The following is a 16,054-nucleotide window of genomic DNA, read 5'->3' on the forward strand; positions in this document are numbered from 1 at the left end:
CCCCGAAACTTAGGCACCCCTTACCTGTGCAAGCGTACTGACTATCGCTCGGGGGACAGTCAATGCTTCATGAAGCCCACCACAGCGTCCCACAGGGTGGACGCGAGCTCCGACTTCCGAGCCAGAGGTATAGGGATTTCCGTGCCGTCGGCGGCCAGCAGCCAGCCCGAGTTGTCCTCGGTGCCGAACGCCTTGCCGTCGCCGACCGCGTTGACCATCAGCAGGTCGGCACCCTTGCGCTTGAGCTTCACGCGGGCGTGGTCGAGGACGCTGCCGTGCTCGTCACCGGTCTCGGCGGCGAACCCGACGACGACCTGCCCGCTGCGCCGGTTCCGCACCAGCTCGGCGAGGATGTCGGCGTTGCGGTCCAGGGTGATGACCGGGTCCGGCTGGTCGTCGGACTTCTTGATCTTGACCTCGGCCCGGTTCGCCGGCCGGAAGTCGGCGACGGCGGCGGCCATCACGACGACGTCGGCCGAAGCGGCCGCCTCGTGCACCGCGACCCGCATCTCCTCGGCGGTCGACACGTGCTTCACGGTGCTCCCCGCCGGGTCCGGCAGCGCGACCGTGTGCGCCGCGACCAGGGTGACCTCGGCGCCGCGCTGTGCGGCGACGCGGGCCAGCGCGTAGCCCTGCTTGCCGGACGAGCGGTTGCCCAGGTAGCGGACCGGGTCCAGCGGCTCACGCGTCCCACCCGCTGAGACGACGACGTGGACGCCTTCGAGGTCGCGCGGCAGGGCGCCGGGTTTGGCCAGCAGCAGCCGGGCGAGATCGACGATTTCGGCGGGGTTCGCCAGCCGGCCCTTGCCGGTGTCGACACCGGTCAGCCGGCCGGAGTCGGGCTCGGCGACCACCAGGCCGCGGGACCGCAGCAGCGCGACGTTGTCGCGGGTCGCCGGGTGCTCCCACATCTCGGTGTGCATCGCCGGGAAGAAGGCGATCGGGCACCGGGCGGTGAGCAGGGTGTTCGTCAGCAGGTCGTCCGCGATGCCGTGGGCGGCCTTCGCGAGCAGGTTCGCGGTGGCCGGGACGACGATGACGAGGTCGGCCTCCTTGCCGACGCGGACGTGCTGCACCTCGGGCACCTCGGTGAACACGCCGGTGTGCACCGGGTGGCCGGAGAGGGCTTCGAAGGTGGCCGCGCCGACGAAGTTCAGCGCGGCTTCGGTGGGTACCACGCGGACGTCGTGACCGGATTCGGTCAGTCCGCGCAGGACCTCACAGGCCTTGTAGGCGGCGATGCCGCCGCCCACGCCCAGGACGACGCGGGGGTTACTCACCCTCGGTGTGCTCGAGCAGGCCACCGTGGATCTCGCGCAGCGCGATCGAGAGCGGCTTCTCGCGCGGGCCCGGCTCGACGAGCGGGCCGACGTACTCGAGCAGGCCCTCGCCCAGCTGGGCGTAGTAGTCGTTGATCTGGCGGGCACGCTTGGCCGAGTAGATCACCAGCGCGTACTTCGAGCTGACCTTCTCGAGGAGGTCGTCGATCGGCGGGTTGGTGATGCCCTCGAGCTCTTCGTGCAGGGTCGCCTGAGTCGTCACTCGTGGTGCTCCGAATCCTCTGGTCTACCGGCGGCAAACTGCGCACCGGTAATCAAGCTTAGCAAGTGCTCAGCGGCCTCTCGCACGTCGGCGTTGACGAGGCGCTCGTCGAACTCCCCGGCGGCGGCCAGCTCACGCTCCGCTTCCGCCAGCCGGGTCTGCACCGCGGCCTCGCTCTCGGTGCCGCGCCCGGTGAGCCGGCCGACCAGTTCCTCCCACGACGGCGGCATCAGCATCACGAGCCGGGCCTCCGGCATCGCCACGCGGACCTGACGGGCCCCCTGGAGTTCGATCTCCAGGATCGCCGGCCGGCCGTCGGCGAGCGCCTTCTCGACGGGCTCGCGCGGGGTGCCGTAGCAGTTGCCCGCGAACTCGGCCCATTCCAGCAGCCGGCCCTCGGCGACCATCGCGTCGAATTCGACGCGATCGACGAAGTGGTAGTGCGCCCCGTCGATCTCGCCGGGACGCGGCTTGCGCGTCGTGACCGAGACGCTGAAGTAGATGTCGGGCTCCAGCTTCCGCAGTTCGCCCACCACACTCGACTTCCCGACTCCGGACGGCCCCGATACGACCGTGAGCCGGTGCCGGGAGAGGTCCCCCGTCACCGGCTCACTGCCGCGGTCGGCGCCCCGGCTCGCCGGGTTGTCCTGACCGACGCCGCTCACTCGCCGCTGAACTCGGCCAGCAGCGCCTTGCGCTGCCGGTCGCCGAGGCCGCGGAGACGACGGCTGGGGGCGATCTCCAGTCGTTCCATGGTCTGCTGAGCGCGGACCTTGCCGACGCCCGGAAGGGCCTCGAGCAGAGCCGAAACCTTCATCTTGCCGAGGACTTCGTTCTCCTCGGCCTGCTTCAGCACGTCGACCAGAGTGGTACCGCCCCGCTTCAGCCGCTCCTTCAGCTCAGCACGGATCTTGCGAGCAGCGGCGGCCTTCTCCAGCGCCGCAGCGCGCTGTTCCTCTGTCAGCTGGGGAAGTGCCACGTTTTCCTCCGGTAGTTCTCAAATCTGGGTGGGTGACGCGACGGTACCCACCCGTGAGCACCGGCCACAATGCGGGGGTGGCTGGTGGGACCCGCTTCCGAGGCCTGCTATTGGCCGTTTTCCTGCGGGTCGGCCAGCAGTTCGGCGACACGTTCGACCGCTTGGCGCAAAGCGGGTTGCTCCGGTCCGTGACGCAGCAGGTCACGGGACGATGCAGGTAGCAGCACTCCAGGCAGTCCAGCCCCGGCTGTATCACCAAAGACGGCCCGTAAATCGGCCACAGTGGCTCCCTGGGCCCCGAAACCGGGCGCCAGCACGGGTCCGTGGAGCCGCGAGAGATCGAGTTCGCCCGGCGAAACCGTCGCGCCGACGACGACACCCACATCGCCGAACGGCTCCGCTCCGTCGTTGAACGCCGCCGCGGAATCGACGATTCCCTGTGCCACGGTGCGTCCGTCGGGCAGCCGCGCGTTCTGCACGGCCGCCGCTTCCGGGTTCGAAGTTCGCGCAAGCACGAAGACGCCGCGCCCCGCGGACACCGCCGTCTCCGCGCATTGGGCCAAAGAGCCGAACCCGAGGTACGGCGAAACGGTGATCGCGTCCGCCGCGATGGCCGCGCCGTCGGCCACGTACGCCGCCGTGTAGGCCGCCATCGTGGAGCCGATGTCGCCGCGCTTGACGTCCAGCAGCACCAGCGCGCCGGCTTCGCGCGCCGTGTCCACCACCCGTTCCAGCACCCGGACACCCGCGGCGCCGAAACTTTCGAAGAACGCCGACTGCGGCTTCACGATCGCCGTGTGCGCCGCCAGGACCTCGGTGGCGGACAGCGCGAACCGTTCCAGGCCCGAGACGTCCACCGGGAGTCCCCAGGCCTCGATGAGGCCCGGGTGCGGGTCGATCCCGGCGCACAGTGGACCGCGGGCCGCGACGGCCTTCGCCAGCCGCGCCCCGAACCGCTCCTGGGCGCTCACGACTTCGCCTTCAGCGCCGCCTGCAGCTCCTGCAGGGACTTGACCCCGATGTCGCCCCGGATCAGCGCCTCGATGCCGTGCACGGCCGCCGCGGCGCCCTGCACGGTGGTCACGCACGGGATGTCGCGCGACACCGCGGCGGTGCGGATCTCGTAGCCGTCGATCCGCGGGCCGCTGTTGCCGTACGGCGTGTTGATGACCATCTCGACACCGCCCGCGAGGATGAGGTCGACGATGTTCGGCTCGGCCTCGCTGGAGCCCTCGTAGTGCTTGCGCACCACCGTGCAGGCGACTCCGTTGCGCCGCAGCACTTCCGCGGTGCCGGACGTCGCGAGGATCTCGAACCCGAGGTCCGCCAGGCGCTTCACCGGGAACACCAGCGAGCGCTTGTCGCGGTTGGCGACCGACACGAACACGCGCCCGGAAGTCGGCAGCGAACCGTAGGCCGCGCTCTGCGACTTGGCGAACGCCTTGCCGAAGGAGACGTCGACGCCCATCACCTCGCCGGTGGACTTCATCTCCGGGCCCAGCAGCGAGTCGACGCCGTGGCCTTCGGGGGTGCGGAAGCGGTGGAAGGGCAGCACGGCCTCCTTCACCGCGACCGGCGAGTCGGCCGGCATCCGGCCGCCGTCACCCTCGGCCGGGAGCACGCCGCTGCCGCGCAGGTCCTTGATCGTCGAGCCGGTCATGATCAGCGCGGCGGCCTTGGCCAGCGGCACCGCCGTCGCCTTCGACACGAACGGCACCGTCCGCGACGCGCGCGGGTTGGCCTCCAGGACGTAGAGGACGTCGTCCTTGAGCGCGTACTGGACATTGAGGAGCCCGCGGACGCCGACACCGCGCGCGATCGCCTCCGTGGAGCGGCGGACGGCTTCGAGGTCGGTGTGCCCGAGCGTGATCGGCGGCAGCGCGCACGACGAGTCGCCGGAGTGGATCCCGGCCTCCTCGATGTGCTCCATGACGCCGCCGAGGTAGAGCTCCTCGCCGTCGTAGAGGGCGTCGACGTCGATCTCGATGGCGTCGTCGAGGAACCGGTCGACGAGCACCGGGTGCTCGGGGTTGATCTCGGTGGCGCGGCCGATGTAGCCGGCGAGGGTCTGCTCGTCGTAGACGATCTCCATGCCGCGCCCGCCGAGGACGTAGGACGGCCGCACGAGCACCGGGTAGCCGATCTCGTCGGCGATCCGCTTCGCGCCTTCGAACGACGTCGCGGTGCCGTAGCGCGGCGCGGGCAGCCCGGCCTCGCTGAGCACCTCGCCGAACGCGCCGCGGTCCTCGGCCAGGTGGATCGCCTCCGGCGGCGTGCCGACCACCGGCACCCCGGCGTCCGCGAGGCGCTTGGCCAGGCCGAGCGGGGTCTGGCCGCCGAGCTGGACGATCACGCCGGCGACCGTGCCGGACGCCTGCTCGGCGTGCACCACCTCGAGGACGTCCTCGAAGGACAGCGGCTCGAAGTACAGCCGGTCGGAGGTGTCGTAGTCGGTGGACACGGTTTCCGGGTTGCAGTTGACCATGACGGCCTCGAACCCGGCCTCCCGCAACGCGATCGCCGCGTGCACGCAGGAGTAGTCGAACTCGATGCCCTGGCCGATCCGGTTCGGGCCGGAGCCGAGGATGAGCACCTTCGGCTTCTCGGTCTGCGGCGCGACCTCGGTCTGCGCCTCGGGGTCGGACTCGTAGGCCGAGTAGTGGTACGGCGTGTTCGCGGCGAACTCGGCCGCGCAGGTGTCGACGGTCTTGAACACCGGCCGCACGCCGAGGCGGTGGCGCAGCGCGCGGACGCCGTCCTCGCCGGCCAGTTCCGGGCGCAGCGCGGCGATCTGGCGGTCGGCCAGGCCGGTGCGCTTGGCGCGGCGCAGCAGGTCGCCGTCCAGCACGGGCGCGTCGCGGACTTCGGCGCCCACCTCGCCGATGAGCGCGATCTGGTCGATGAACCACGGGTCGATGCCGGAGGCCTCGTGCACCTGCTGCACGGTGCCGCCCAGGCGCAGCGCGCGTTCGACTTCGTAGAGCCGGCCCTCGTGCGGCACGCGCAGAGCGTCCAAAGTGGACTCCAGCGTGGCGCCTTCCGGGTCGGGCAGCGTCCAGAACCCGGTGGCCTTGGTCTCGATCGACCGCATCGCCTTGCCGAGCGCCTCGGGGAAGCTGCGGCCGAACGACATCGCTTCGCCGACGCTCTTCATCGTCGTGGTCAGCGTCGGGTCCGCGCCCGGGAACTTCTCGAAGGCGAACCGCGGGATCTTGACGACGACGTAGTCCAGCGTCGGCTCGAACGCCGCCGGGGTCGCCTTGGTGATGTCGTTGGTGATCTCGTCGAGCGTGTAGCCGATGGCGAGCTTCGCGGCGATCTTGGCGATCGGGAAGCCGGTCGCCTTCGACGCCAGCGCACTCGACCGCGACACCCGCGGGTTCATCTCGATGACGACCATCCGGCCGTCTTCCGGGTTGATCGCGAACTGGATGTTGCAGCCGCCGGTGTCGACGCCGACCGCGCGCAGCACGTCGATGCCGACGTCGCGCATCACCTGGTACTCGCGGTCGGTCAGGGTCATGGTCGGCGCGACGGTGACCGAGTCGCCGGTGTGCACGCCCATCGCGTCGACGTTCTCGATCGAGCAGACGACCACGACGTTGTCGCTGCGGTCGCGCATCAGCTCGAGCTCGTACTCCTTCCAGCCGAGCACGCTCTCCTCGATGAGCACCTCGGTGACCGGCGACTCGTCGAGGCCGGTGGACGCGAGCCGCTCCAGGTCCGCGGGCGTGTGCGCCATGCCGGACCCGAGCCCGCCCATGGTGAAGCTTGGCCGGATCACCACCGGGAGACCCAGCTCCTTGACGGTGTCGCGCACCTCGTCCATCGTGGTGCAGACGCGGCTTCGCGGGGTCTCGGCACCGACCTCGGCGACGATGTTCTTGAACTTCTGCCGGTCCTCGCCACGCTGGATGGCGTCGATGTCGGCCCCGATCAGCTCGACGCCGTACTTGGCGAGCACCCCGCGCTCGTGCAGCGCGACGGCGCAGTTGAGCGCCGTCTGCCCGCCGAGGGTGGCCAGGATCGCGTCCGGCCGCTCCACCGCGATGACCTTCTCGACGAAATCCGGCGTCACCGGCTCGATGTAGGTCGCGTCGGCGAACTCGGGGTCGGTCATGATGGTGGCCGGGTTCGAGTTCACCAGGGACACGCGCAGGCCTTCGCTGCGCAGCACCCGGCAGGCTTGCGTACCGGAGTAGTCGAACTCCGCGGCCTGCCCGATCACGATCGGCCCGGAGCCGATCACCAGCACGTGCTGGATGTCCGTCCTCTTCGGCATCAGTTTCCTTCTTTCACCAGGCGCCGCAGACCGTCGCGGAAGACCTGAAAGCTCTTGGATCGGTTGTTCTCGATGTCCATGTGGGGCGTGATCTCGCTCGCCGCCCGGACCTTCTGGAGGCCCTTCCGGTGGTAGCCGTGCTTCTGCAGCACGTGCTCCAAGCCCTCCCACGCACCGCCGGAGACGTTCTCCGGGTCGCGGAACTTCGTCTGGCTTCCCAGGCTCGGAGGCACCTTGAGGTAGGCCGCGTGCAGCGCGGGCACGTCGCCGAGAAACCACGCTTCGAGTTCCTCGATCACGATGCGGAACAGCGTCGCGTCAGCGGGCAACCCCGCCTCGTGCGCGATCTCGACAAGACGGTTCTTGAGCTCGGCGCAGTCGTCGTCATCCCGGTCGAGCAGGACCACGATCCGCAGACCTGTTTCGGCCCAGTAGTACGTGTAGTCCCGGAGCCGGACAGGCAGCTTGCGCAGCAGATCGCTCTTCCCGTTGAAGGGAATGATCTCGAAGGCGACACCGGGAACGATCTTCGGGAGAAGAGTTTTCAACGCCTCTTCCGCGGACGGTTCCTCGACGAGCACTTCGAGGCGGCAGGGGGCGAGAACGGTCACGGGCGCTCCCCGAGCGGGTCACCGAACCGGAAGTACCCCTCGGTCCACAGGTCGCCGAGCGCTCCGCCCGATTCGACCATGCGGACGACGGCCGCTTCGTCGGAGGCTCGTTTGACCTCTGCGTAGCCATCGTGTCCCCGGGCGAACGTCCAGACCTCGTCCGGTCGCAACGCATCGACGAAGCGAGGCGCGTGAGTCGCGACGATGACCTGGTCGGCGCGCGCACCGCGCGCGTCTTCGGCGAGCGAGTAGTGGAGCCGGGGGTGGACCTGGTTCTCCGGTTCTTCGAGTAGGAGGACCGACGTGTCCGTGCGCAATGCCACCAGGTAGCCGAGCAGCAGCAGCGTGCCGTCGGAGATGTTGTCCGGAGCGATGAGGTCTTCCTTGCCCTGCTCGCGCAGCCGGACGATCCAGGCGCCGTTGCCCTGCTGGAACGGTTCGATGTCTTCGAATCCCGGGACGTACCTCCGCAGCGAAGCCCGAAGGTCCTCCCACTCCCGGGGAAGCCCGGCACGGAGGCGCTGGACGATGGCCCCCACGTTTCGGCCGTCCGGCTTGAGCCGGGACGTCTTGTCGTCCTTCGCTCCGTTGCGCATCGCGTCGAGATTCAGGTCCGAGAGGCCGATCTCGGCTATGAACCGGTGGAACTTGCCAACCTCGGCCGCAGTGGCGAGCTGGCTGACCACACTCACACCGAGCAGATCCGGGGTGGCCAGCACGAGCTGCTCCCCGATCGCACCCAGACCGGCAACCTTGCCGGTGCCACCCCGGATGTCCAGCGCCTCAGTAGGCGCCTCGGCGCCCGCTGGCCGCCAAGTCAGCTTCTCCTCGGCCACTACCGGCTCGTCATCTTCGTGCTCGATGACCAGCCGATATTCGCCCATCGCACCTTCGACGTTGCACGTCAATTCGATCTCGACGGGCCCGGCCGCACCGTGGGTGACGATGTCGGCCGCACCCCCGCGCTCCTCCCACGCTGTGCGGAGCCCACCGCGGAATGACTCGGCGAGAAAGTCCAGCGCGTCGAAGACCGTGGACTTGCCACTGCCGTTCGGGCCCAGCAACGCCGTCACCGGCGTCAGGCCGTCCAGCTCGATGTCCCGGAGTACCCGGTAGTTCCGGATCCGGAGCCGCTCGATGCCGGTCGTGAGGGTCACGACCGCTTCTCCATGAGCGTCACGAAATCGTCGAACAGGGGGGCGGCGTCGTGCGGGCCGGCCGCCGCTTCGGGGTGGTACTGCACCGAAAACGCCGGGACGTCGAACGCCCGCAGGCCCTCGACCGCGCCGTCGTTCGCGCAGTAGTGGCTTACCTGGGCCGCGCCGAAGGGGGACTCGAAGCGCTGCCCGGGCTCGCCTTCGAGGGCGAAGCCGTGGTTCTGCGCGGTGATCGCGACGCGCTTGGTCACGACGTCGATCACCGGGATGTTGATGCCGCGGTGGCCGTAGCGCATCTTGTACGTCCCCAGGCCGAGCGCGCGGCCCAGGACCTGGTTGCCGAAGCAGATGCCGAACAGCGGGATCTCGCGGCCGAGGACCTGCTTGGTCAGTTCGGTGGCGTGCACCGTGGTGGCCGGGTCGCCCGGGCCGTTGGAGAGGAACACGCCGTCCGGCTCCACCGCCAGGACGTCCTCCAGCGACGCGGACGAGGGCAGCACGTGCACCTCGATGCCCCGCTTGACCATCTGGCGCGGGGTGTTGGACTTTATGCCCAGGTCCAGCGCCACGACGCGGAAGCGCGTCTCACCGGGAGGCGAGACGACGTACGGCTTCGGCGTCGAGACCTGGCCGGCCAGGTCGGCGCCCTCCATCTTCGGGCTCGCGAGGACCTCGGCGACCATCTCCTCGACGGTGCCCAGCGCGTCACCGGAGAAGACCCCGGCGCGCATCGCGCCGAGCTCGCGCAGGTGGCGCGTCAGCGAGCGGGTGTCGACCTCGGCGATGCCGACGATCCCCTGGTTCACCAGCTCGTCGTCCAGGGTGCGCTTCGAGCGCCAGTTGGACGGCGTGCGCGCGGGGTCGCGCACCACGTAGCCGTTGACCCAGATCTTCGAGGACTCGTCGTCCTCGTCGTTCCAGCCGGTGTTGCCGATCTGCGGTGCGGTCTGCACCACGATCTGCCCGTGGTAGGACGGGTCGGTCAGCGTCTCCTGGTAGCCGGTCATCCCGGTGCAGAACACCGCCTCGCCGAGGCTCCGCCCCCGCGCGCCGTACGCCGCGCCGCGGAACACCCGGCCGTCTTCGAGCACCAGTGCGGCCTGAGCGCGCGCGTTCACTGGGCACCTCCCTTGATCTTCAGCTCTTCGATCCAGTGTGGATAGTCGTCGAGTTCGTCACCGCGGAACCCGGTGTCGAGCTCGGTTTCGCCGGCGCGCCAGGTGATGACCAGCAGGGCGTCGGTGCCCATCACCTTCCCGGCGATCTTCGAGTCCTGCCGGACCCCGGTGACGACGTCACGCGGGATCCAGAAGTCGGGGGCACCGCCGCGTTCGACCGCGACGCCGCTTTCGTGCAGCCGCCAGACCGCGCCGGAGCGCAGGCCGGCACCGCGGGTGACGACCCGGTTCTGCCACTCCCCGGCGATCGTCGTCGCGATGTAGACCCCGGTCGATTCGAGCAGGACCTCGCCGGGCTCGGCGGGGATCTGCTCGAACGGCGGCACCCGCACGCTCTGCGAGCGCGCCTTGCGGCGCCAGCCGAGGTACATGCCCCACAGGCACAGCAGGAAGAAGGCGACGATCGCCAGCACCAGCCACAGGCGTTCCATCAGCAGATCTTCCCGTCCCGGGCGGTGACCCGCCCGCGCAGCAGCGTCGCGGTCACCACGCCGGGCAGCCGCATTCCCTCGTACGGGGTGTTGGCCGCGATGCTGGCCAGCTCGGCACCCCGGACCGTCCACTCGGCGTCCGGGTCGACCAGGGCCAGGTTCGCCGGCTCGCCCACCGCGATCGGCCGGCCGTGGTCGGCCAGGTTCCCGATCTCGGCGGGCCGCTCGCTCAGCACGCGGGCGACGCCGCGCCAGTCGAGCAGCCCGGTGCGGACCATGGTCTCGGCCACGATGGACAGTGCCGTCTGCAGCCCGAGCATGCCCGGCCGCGCGGCCGCCCACTCCGTGTCCTTGTCCTGCACCGCGTGCGGGGCGTGGTCGGTGGCGACGCAGTCGATGACGCCCTCCGCCAGCGCCGCCCGCAGCTTCTCGGCGTCCGATCGGGTCCGCAGCGGCGGGTTCACCTTGTTCACCGGGTCGTAGGTGGCCAGGCGCTCGTCGGTGAGCAGCAGGTGGTGGGGCGTGACCTCGGCCGACACCTTCGTGCCGCGGTCCTTGGCCCAGCGCAGCACGTCCGCGGTGCCCGAAGTGGACACGTGGCAGACGTGCAGCCGCGCGTTGGCGTGCAGCGCGAGCAGGCAGTCGCGCGCCACGATGGACTCCTCCGCCGCGGCGGGCCAGCCGGTGTAACCGAGCCGCGCGGCCTGCTCGCCCTCGTGCGCCTGGGCGCCGACGGTCAGCCGCGGCTCCTCGGCGTGCTGCGCGATGACGACGTCCAGCGCGGTCGAGTACTCCAGCGCGCGGCGCATCAGCAGCGGGTCGGCGACGCAGAGGCCGTCGTCGGAGAACACCTTCACCCGCGCCTGCGACGCGGCCATCGTGCCGAGCTCGGCGAGCCGCTCGCCCTTGAGCCCGACGGTGACGGCGCCGACCGGGTGGACGTCGACCAGGCCGACCTCCTGCCCGCGCCGCCAGACGTGCTCGACGATCACGGCGTTGTCGGCGACCGGGTCGGTGTTGGCCATGGCGAACACGGCGGTGTAGCCGCCGAGCGCCGCCGCGGCCGAACCGGAGTCGATCGTCTCGGTGTCCTCACGGCCGGGCTCACGCAGGTGGGTGTGGAGGTCGACGAAGCCCGGCAGCAGAACCTGGCCCGCGGCTTCGATGATTTCGGCGTCTTCGGGGACGTCCACGGCGCCGATCGCGGTGATCACGCCGTCCTCGACGAGGACGTCGACGGGATCACCCTCGCCGTAGGGGCGGGCGCCCTTGATCAGGGTGCTCACGCGGCGGCTCCTTCACTGGCCAAGAGGTGGTAGAGGACCGCCATCCGGACGTGCACGCCGTTGCGGACCTGTTCGGTGATGGCCGAGGCCGGGGAGTCGGCGACCGCGCTCGCGATCTCCATCCCGCGCAGCATCGGGCCGGGGTGCAGCACGACCGCGTGGTCCGGCAGCAGCTTCTGCCGCCGTTCCGAAAGGCCGTAGGCGATCGAATATTCGCGCGCCGACGGGAAAAAGCTCTGCCCTGGACCCCCGCCAGCCATCCGTTCGGCCTGGACCCGCAGCATCATCACCGCGTCGACCGCGGGCAGCTCGGCGTCGAGGTCGTGCGAGACGGTCACCGGCAGGCTTTCGACGCCGTAGGGCAGCAACGTCGGCGGCGCGACGAGCACCACTTCCGCGCCCAGGGCCGAAAGCAGGTGCAGGTTCGAGCGGGCGACGCGGCTGTGCAGCACGTCGCCGACGATCGCGATGCGACGGTCCTTCAAGGACCCGAGCCGCTCCCGCAGCGTCGCCGCGTCGAGCAGCGCCTGGGTCGGGTGCTCGTGGGTGCCGTCGCCGGCGTTGACCACCGACGTGCCGGGCTCGGCCAGCCACTCCGACAGCCGCTGGGCCGCGCCGCTGGCGGGGTGCCGGACGATCACGCAGTCGGCGCCCGCGGCGGCCAGCGTCAGCGCCGTGTCCCGCAGGGACTCCCCCTTGTTGACCGAGGAGCTGGACGCCGAGACGTTGATCACGTCGGCGCTCATCCACTTCCCGGCGATCTCGAACGACACCCGGGTGCGCGTCGAGTTCTCGTAGAACAGGGTGATCACGGTGCGGCCGCGCAGCGTCGGCAGCTTCTTGACCTCGCGGCCGAGCAGCGTGTGCTTCAGCTCGTCGGCCGTGTCCAGCACGGCCGTGGCCAGCGCCGGGTCGAGCCCGTCCGTGGCGAGCAGGTGCTTCACGAATCTTCTCCAGGGACTTCTTCGCTTGCGCGGAGCAGCACCGAGTCGCGGCCGTCGATCTCCGCCAGCAGGACGGACACGCCCTCGGTGCGGGCGGTGGGCACGTTCTTGCCGACGTAGTCCGCGCGGATCGGCAGCTCACGGTGACCTCGGTCGACGAGCACCGCCAGCTGCACCGCGCGGGGGCGGCCATGATCACGGAGGGCATCGAGCGCGGCCCGGATCGTGCGGCCGGAGAACAGGACGTCGTCGACCAGGATCACCACCCGGTCGTCGATCCCGCCGGGCGGCAGCTGCGTCTGCTCGAGCGCGCGGGGCGGGCGGCGGCGCAGGTCGTCCCGGTAGAGGGTGACGTCGAGGGCGCCGGTCGGCGGGCGGACTCCGGAGAACTCGCCGATCTTGTCGGCGAGGCGGGTCGCGAGGGGGGTGCCGCGGGTGGGAATTCCCAGCAACACGGGCGGGGTAGTGCTTTCCGCACCGTTCGCGGTCTTTTCGATGACCTGATGGGCCATTCGAGCGATCGTGCGCGCGACGTCGCCGGCCGTCAGGAGCTCGCGCTCCCCGGCCGAACCAGCCGCGTCACGGGGTCGTGACGACACTGCGGACTCCTTCCCCGCCTCACCGGACGGGTCCTTAAAGGACGTCTGTTCCCCTGCTGGTCGGGGCTTTCGCACCGACAGTAGCAGGCACTTTGCTCAGCCTTACGGGTGGTGTGGCGTGATTCGCGACAAGCTGCTGCTTGACCTGGTGACAACAATGCGTAACCATTACTCTGAGTATTCGACTCTCAGAGTCCCCTGGACCGGTCACCCCGACCGGGAGAGGGGTGAAGAACGGAGAACGACCAGATGGGCGATTACGCCAAGGCGCTCGGGGCCAAGCTCCGCGGGATCCGCCAGCAGCAGGGCCTGTCCCTGCACGGGGTCGAGCAGAAGTCCGGTGGGCGCTGGAAGGCCGTCGTCGTCGGCTCGTACGAGCGTGGCGACCGTGCCGTCACCGTGCAGAAGCTGGCCGAGCTGGCCGACTTCTACGGCGTACCGGTGGTCGAGCTGCTGCCCGAGGGCCGGGTCCCGTCCGGCGCGGAGCCCGCCACCAAGATCGTGATCAACCTGGAGCGCCTGCAGCAGCTGCCGGCGGAGAAGGTCGGCCCGCTGGCGCGCTACGCGGCGACCATCCAGAGCCAGCGCGGCGACTACAACGGCAAGGTGCTCTCGATCCGGACCGAGGACCTGCGGTCCCTGGCGATCATCTACGACATGACGCCGGGCGAGCTGACCGAGCAGCTCATCGACTGGGGTGTCCTCCCGCCCGAGGCCCGTCCCGCCAAAGAAGACTGATCCACTGTGTGCTGCCGACGCAGTGAGCGTTCCCCGGTGGGGCACCGGAGACGCTCACTGAGCCGTCGGGGGGCATCAGCACACCAGTGTTCTTCCGTCAGAGCACCGCGCGCAGGCGGTCGGCGATCGTGCCGATCCGGCCCAGCACGCCGTTGACGAAGCGCGGCGAGTCGTCCGTGGACAGTTCCTTCGCCAAGCCGACGGCCTCGTCGATCGCGACCGGGTCCGGCACGTCCTCGGCCCAGAGCAGCTCGTAAACCCCGACCCGCAGCACCGCGAGGTCGACCTTCGGCATCCGCTCCACGGTCCAGCCCTGCGCGTGCTCGGCCAGCAGCTCGTCGATCTGCGCGCGCCGGGCGGTGACGCCCTCGACCAGGCTGATCGTGTAGTCCCCGATCGGGTCGACCTCGGTCGCGCCGACGCGGTCGGCCAGCAGCGTCACCGGATCGGTGTCGCGCTGCGCGGCCTCGTAGAGCATTTCCACGGCACGGCGGCGCGCCTGCCTGCGGCTGATCGCGCCGCCGCGGTTCGGGTGGGGCTTCGACGTCGGCATCAGCTGGAGACGCGGCCCAGGTAACGGCCGTCGCGGGTGTCGACCTTGATCTTCTCGCCGGTGGACAGGAACAGCGGGACCTGGATCTCCGCGCCGGTCTCCAGCGTCGCCGGCTTGGTGCCGCCGGTGGAGCGGTCGCCCTGCAGGCCCGGGTCGGTGTGCTGGATGAGGATCTCGACCGAGGTCGGGAGCTCGACGTAGAGCGCCTCGTTCTCGTGCACCGCGACCTGGACCTCGGTGTTCTCCAGCATGTAGTCGGCGTTGGTGCCGACCACCGCGGCCAGCACGGTGATCTGGTCGTAGGTGTCGCCGTCCATGAACACGAAGTCCTGGCCGTCCTTGTACAGGTAGGTCATGTTCCGGCGGTCCACCGTGGCCGTCTCGACCTTCGTGCCCGCGTTGAACGTCTTGTCGACCACCTTGCCGGTGAGCACGTGCTTGAGCGTCGTGCGCACGAAGGCACCGCCCTTGCCCGGCTTCACGTGCTGGAACGCGGTGACGGTCCACAGCTGGCCCTCGAGGTTGAGGACGAGCCCGTTCTTCAGGTCGTTGGTCGTGGCCACGAGCTTGCAGTCTCCTGTGTCGATCTTCGGGTCGATCTTCGGTTCGGGGCCGCCGTCAGACGACCACGAGGTTCTTGGTGCTCAGGGTGAGGAGTTCGGGTTCCCCAGCCCGCACGACGAGCGTGTCCTCGATGCGCACGCCACCGCGCCCCGCGAGGTAGACGCCGGGCTCGACGGTGACCGCCATACCGGCGGACAGTGTACCGACGCCCGTGGCGGCGAGACTGGGCGCCTCGTGGATCTGCAGGCCGACGCCGTGTCCGAGGCCGTGCGCGAAGTGCTCGCGGTGACCCGCGTCCGCGATCACCTTCCGCGCCGCGGCGTCCACTTCGGACACCACGGCGCCCGGCGCGACGGCGGCGGCCCCGGCCGCTTGCGCGGTGTAGACGAGGTCGTAGACCTCCCGCTGCCAGTCCGCGGGCTCGCCGAGGACGAAGGTGCGGGTCATGTCCGAGTGGTAGCCGTCGACGGTGGCGCCGAAGTCCAGCTTCAGGAAGTCGCCGCGCTTCAGCTCGGCGTGCGTGGGCCGGTGGTGCGGGATGGCCGAGTGCGCGCCGGTGGCCACGATCGAGGCGAAGCTCGGCCCGGTCGAGCCGTGCTCCAGCATCCGGTTCTCCAGGTCGCGGGCCACGTCCAGCTCGGTCCGCCCGGGCCGCAGGCCGCCGGTGGCCACCAGGTCGTCGAGCGCGCGATCGGCCGCGGCGCACGCCTGCCGCAGCGCCTCGACCTCGGCGTCGTCCTTGACCAGCCGCAGGGCCTCGATCAGCCCGGGGGTCCGGACGAGGTCCGCGTGCGTCCGGAAGGCTTCGTACTCCTCGACGCTCACGTGCTGGCTCTCGAAGCCGACCTTCCAGTCCTTAGCGACACCCTTGACGAGCGCGGCGGCGCTCGCCCGGTCGACGACGGTCTCGAGGTCGGGCACCTCGGCGGCGGCCTGGGTGGTGTAGCGGCCGTCGGTGCAGAAGAGCGTCTTGTCGTCGCCGCCCGCGTACAGCAGCACGGCGGCGTTCGAACCGGTGAACCCGGTGAGGTAGCGGATGTTCAGCAGGTCGGTGACCAGCAGCGCGTCGAGGCCCGCGTCGGTGAGCGAGTCCCGCAGCGCCGCGCGGCGGCGTCCATGGGTTTCAGGCACTTCCCCACCCTAGTGGGGGCGGGGTGGGACCTTCGTCGGTTCCGTCCCCGGCCTCGCGC

General features: G+C 70.2%; 17 protein-coding genes. 1 reads left to right on the top strand and 16 read right to left on the bottom strand.

Annotation, left to right across the window (positions count from 1 at the left end; all coding sequences use genetic code 11):
- Positions 1–59 precede the first annotated feature (59 nt).
- The 13 genes from coaBC to pyrR form a co-directional block, all read right to left on the bottom strand.
- Entirely contained in the window at positions 60–1,280 is a 1,221-nt protein-coding gene (coaBC, locus tag OG570_RS44830) for a bifunctional phosphopantothenoylcysteine decarboxylase/phosphopantothenate--cysteine ligase CoaBC (protein ID WP_326954721.1), read from the bottom strand.
- Positions 1,273–1,542 carry a DNA-directed RNA polymerase subunit omega gene (gene rpoZ, locus OG570_RS44835; RefSeq protein WP_005152353.1) on the bottom strand — a complete coding sequence of 90 codons (270 nt, stop codon included), beginning with the start codon at positions 1,540–1,542 and terminating at the stop codon, positions 1,273–1,275. The genes coaBC and rpoZ overlap by 8 nt, the downstream gene beginning before the upstream one ends.
- The gene (gene gmk / locus OG570_RS44840) at positions 1,539–2,207 is read right to left on the bottom strand and encodes a guanylate kinase (protein ID WP_442788233.1); all 669 of its coding nucleotides are present in this window, start codon (positions 2,205–2,207) and stop codon (positions 1,539–1,541) included. Before gmk ends, rpoZ begins: the two co-directional genes overlap by 4 nt.
- Positions 2,204–2,521, bottom strand: coding sequence for an integration host factor, actinobacterial type (gene mihF / locus OG570_RS44845; protein WP_013224622.1), 318 nt, complete (start codon positions 2,519–2,521; stop codon positions 2,204–2,206). The genes gmk and mihF overlap by 4 nt, the downstream gene beginning before the upstream one ends.
- Positions 2,522–2,628: 107 nt before the next feature.
- Positions 2,629–3,492 (bottom strand): orotidine-5'-phosphate decarboxylase, encoded by an 864-nt coding sequence (gene pyrF, locus OG570_RS44850; protein ID WP_326954722.1) that lies wholly within the window; start codon positions 3,490–3,492, stop codon positions 2,629–2,631.
- Positions 3,489–6,803, bottom strand: coding sequence for a carbamoyl-phosphate synthase large subunit (gene carB / locus OG570_RS44855; RefSeq protein WP_326954723.1), 3,315 nt, complete (start codon positions 6,801–6,803; stop codon positions 3,489–3,491). The genes pyrF and carB overlap by 4 nt, the downstream gene beginning before the upstream one ends.
- On the bottom strand, positions 6,803–7,414 hold the full coding sequence (locus OG570_RS44860; protein WP_326954724.1) for a DUF4276 family protein: 612 nt from the start codon (positions 7,412–7,414) through the stop codon (positions 6,803–6,805). The genes carB and OG570_RS44860 overlap by 1 nt, the downstream gene beginning before the upstream one ends.
- On the bottom strand, positions 7,411–8,571 hold the full coding sequence (locus tag OG570_RS44865) for an AAA family ATPase (RefSeq protein WP_326954725.1): 1,161 nt from the start codon (positions 8,569–8,571) through the stop codon (positions 7,411–7,413). Before OG570_RS44865 ends, OG570_RS44860 begins: the two co-directional genes overlap by 4 nt.
- On the bottom strand, positions 8,568–9,689 hold the full coding sequence (gene carA, locus OG570_RS44870) for a glutamine-hydrolyzing carbamoyl-phosphate synthase small subunit (protein WP_326954726.1): 1,122 nt from the start codon (positions 9,687–9,689) through the stop codon (positions 8,568–8,570). Before carA ends, OG570_RS44865 begins: the two co-directional genes overlap by 4 nt.
- On the bottom strand, positions 9,686–10,180 hold the full coding sequence (locus tag OG570_RS44875) for a PH-like domain-containing protein (RefSeq protein ID WP_326954727.1): 495 nt from the start codon (positions 10,178–10,180) through the stop codon (positions 9,686–9,688). The genes carA and OG570_RS44875 overlap by 4 nt, the downstream gene beginning before the upstream one ends.
- On the bottom strand, positions 10,180–11,466 hold the full coding sequence (locus OG570_RS44880) for a dihydroorotase (RefSeq protein WP_326954728.1): 1,287 nt from the start codon (positions 11,464–11,466) through the stop codon (positions 10,180–10,182). The genes OG570_RS44875 and OG570_RS44880 overlap by 1 nt, the downstream gene beginning before the upstream one ends.
- Positions 11,463–12,410 (bottom strand): aspartate carbamoyltransferase catalytic subunit, encoded by a 948-nt coding sequence (locus OG570_RS44885; RefSeq protein ID WP_326954729.1) that lies wholly within the window; start codon positions 12,408–12,410, stop codon positions 11,463–11,465. Before OG570_RS44885 ends, OG570_RS44880 begins: the two co-directional genes overlap by 4 nt.
- Positions 12,407–13,009, bottom strand: a complete 603-nt coding sequence (gene pyrR / locus OG570_RS44890) for a bifunctional pyr operon transcriptional regulator/uracil phosphoribosyltransferase PyrR (RefSeq protein WP_326954730.1) — start codon at positions 13,007–13,009, stop codon at positions 12,407–12,409. Before pyrR ends, OG570_RS44885 begins: the two co-directional genes overlap by 4 nt.
- A gap of 249 nt (positions 13,010–13,258) precedes the next feature.
- Between pyrR and bldD the strand changes: the two genes are divergently transcribed.
- Positions 13,259–13,747, top strand: a complete 489-nt coding sequence (gene bldD, locus OG570_RS44895; RefSeq protein WP_020422358.1) for a transcriptional regulator BldD — start codon at positions 13,259–13,261, stop codon at positions 13,745–13,747.
- A gap of 97 nt (positions 13,748–13,844) precedes the next feature.
- On the opposite strand, the gene nusB is transcribed toward bldD, so the two are convergent.
- Genes nusB through OG570_RS44910 form a run of 3 tightly spaced genes read right to left on the bottom strand, consistent with a single transcriptional unit; the run spans position 13,845 to position 15,995 of the window.
- Positions 13,845–14,300, bottom strand: coding sequence for a transcription antitermination factor NusB (gene nusB / locus OG570_RS44900; RefSeq protein WP_326947807.1), 456 nt, complete (start codon positions 14,298–14,300; stop codon positions 13,845–13,847).
- On the bottom strand, positions 14,300–14,863 hold the full coding sequence (gene efp, locus OG570_RS44905) for an elongation factor P (protein ID WP_326947804.1): 564 nt from the start codon (positions 14,861–14,863) through the stop codon (positions 14,300–14,302). The genes nusB and efp overlap by 1 nt, the downstream gene beginning before the upstream one ends.
- 55 nt (positions 14,864–14,918) lie before the next feature.
- On the bottom strand, positions 14,919–15,995 hold the full coding sequence (locus OG570_RS44910) for a M24 family metallopeptidase (protein WP_326954731.1): 1,077 nt from the start codon (positions 15,993–15,995) through the stop codon (positions 14,919–14,921).
- Between the last annotated feature and the right edge of the window lie 59 nt (positions 15,996–16,054).

The organism is Amycolatopsis sp. NBC_01286 (assembly GCF_035982555.1).
Taxonomy (GTDB): domain Bacteria; phylum Actinomycetota; class Actinomycetes; order Mycobacteriales; family Pseudonocardiaceae; genus Amycolatopsis.

Excerpts from the sequence above, each read along its gene's own strand:
- carB (WP_326954723.1), bottom strand. The coding sequence starts at position 6,803 with ATGCCGAAGAGGACGGACATCCAGCACGTGCTGGTGATCGGCTCCGGG.
- OG570_RS44875 (WP_326954727.1), bottom strand. The coding sequence starts at position 10,180 with ATGGAACGCCTGTGGCTGGTGCTGGCGATCGTCGCCTTCTTCCTGCTG.
- bldD (WP_020422358.1), top strand. The coding sequence starts at position 13,259 with ATGGGCGATTACGCCAAGGCGCTCGGGGCCAAGCTCCGCGGGATCCGC.
- nusB (WP_326947807.1), bottom strand. The coding sequence starts at position 14,300 with ATGCCGACGTCGAAGCCCCACCCGAACCGCGGCGGCGCGATCAGCCGC.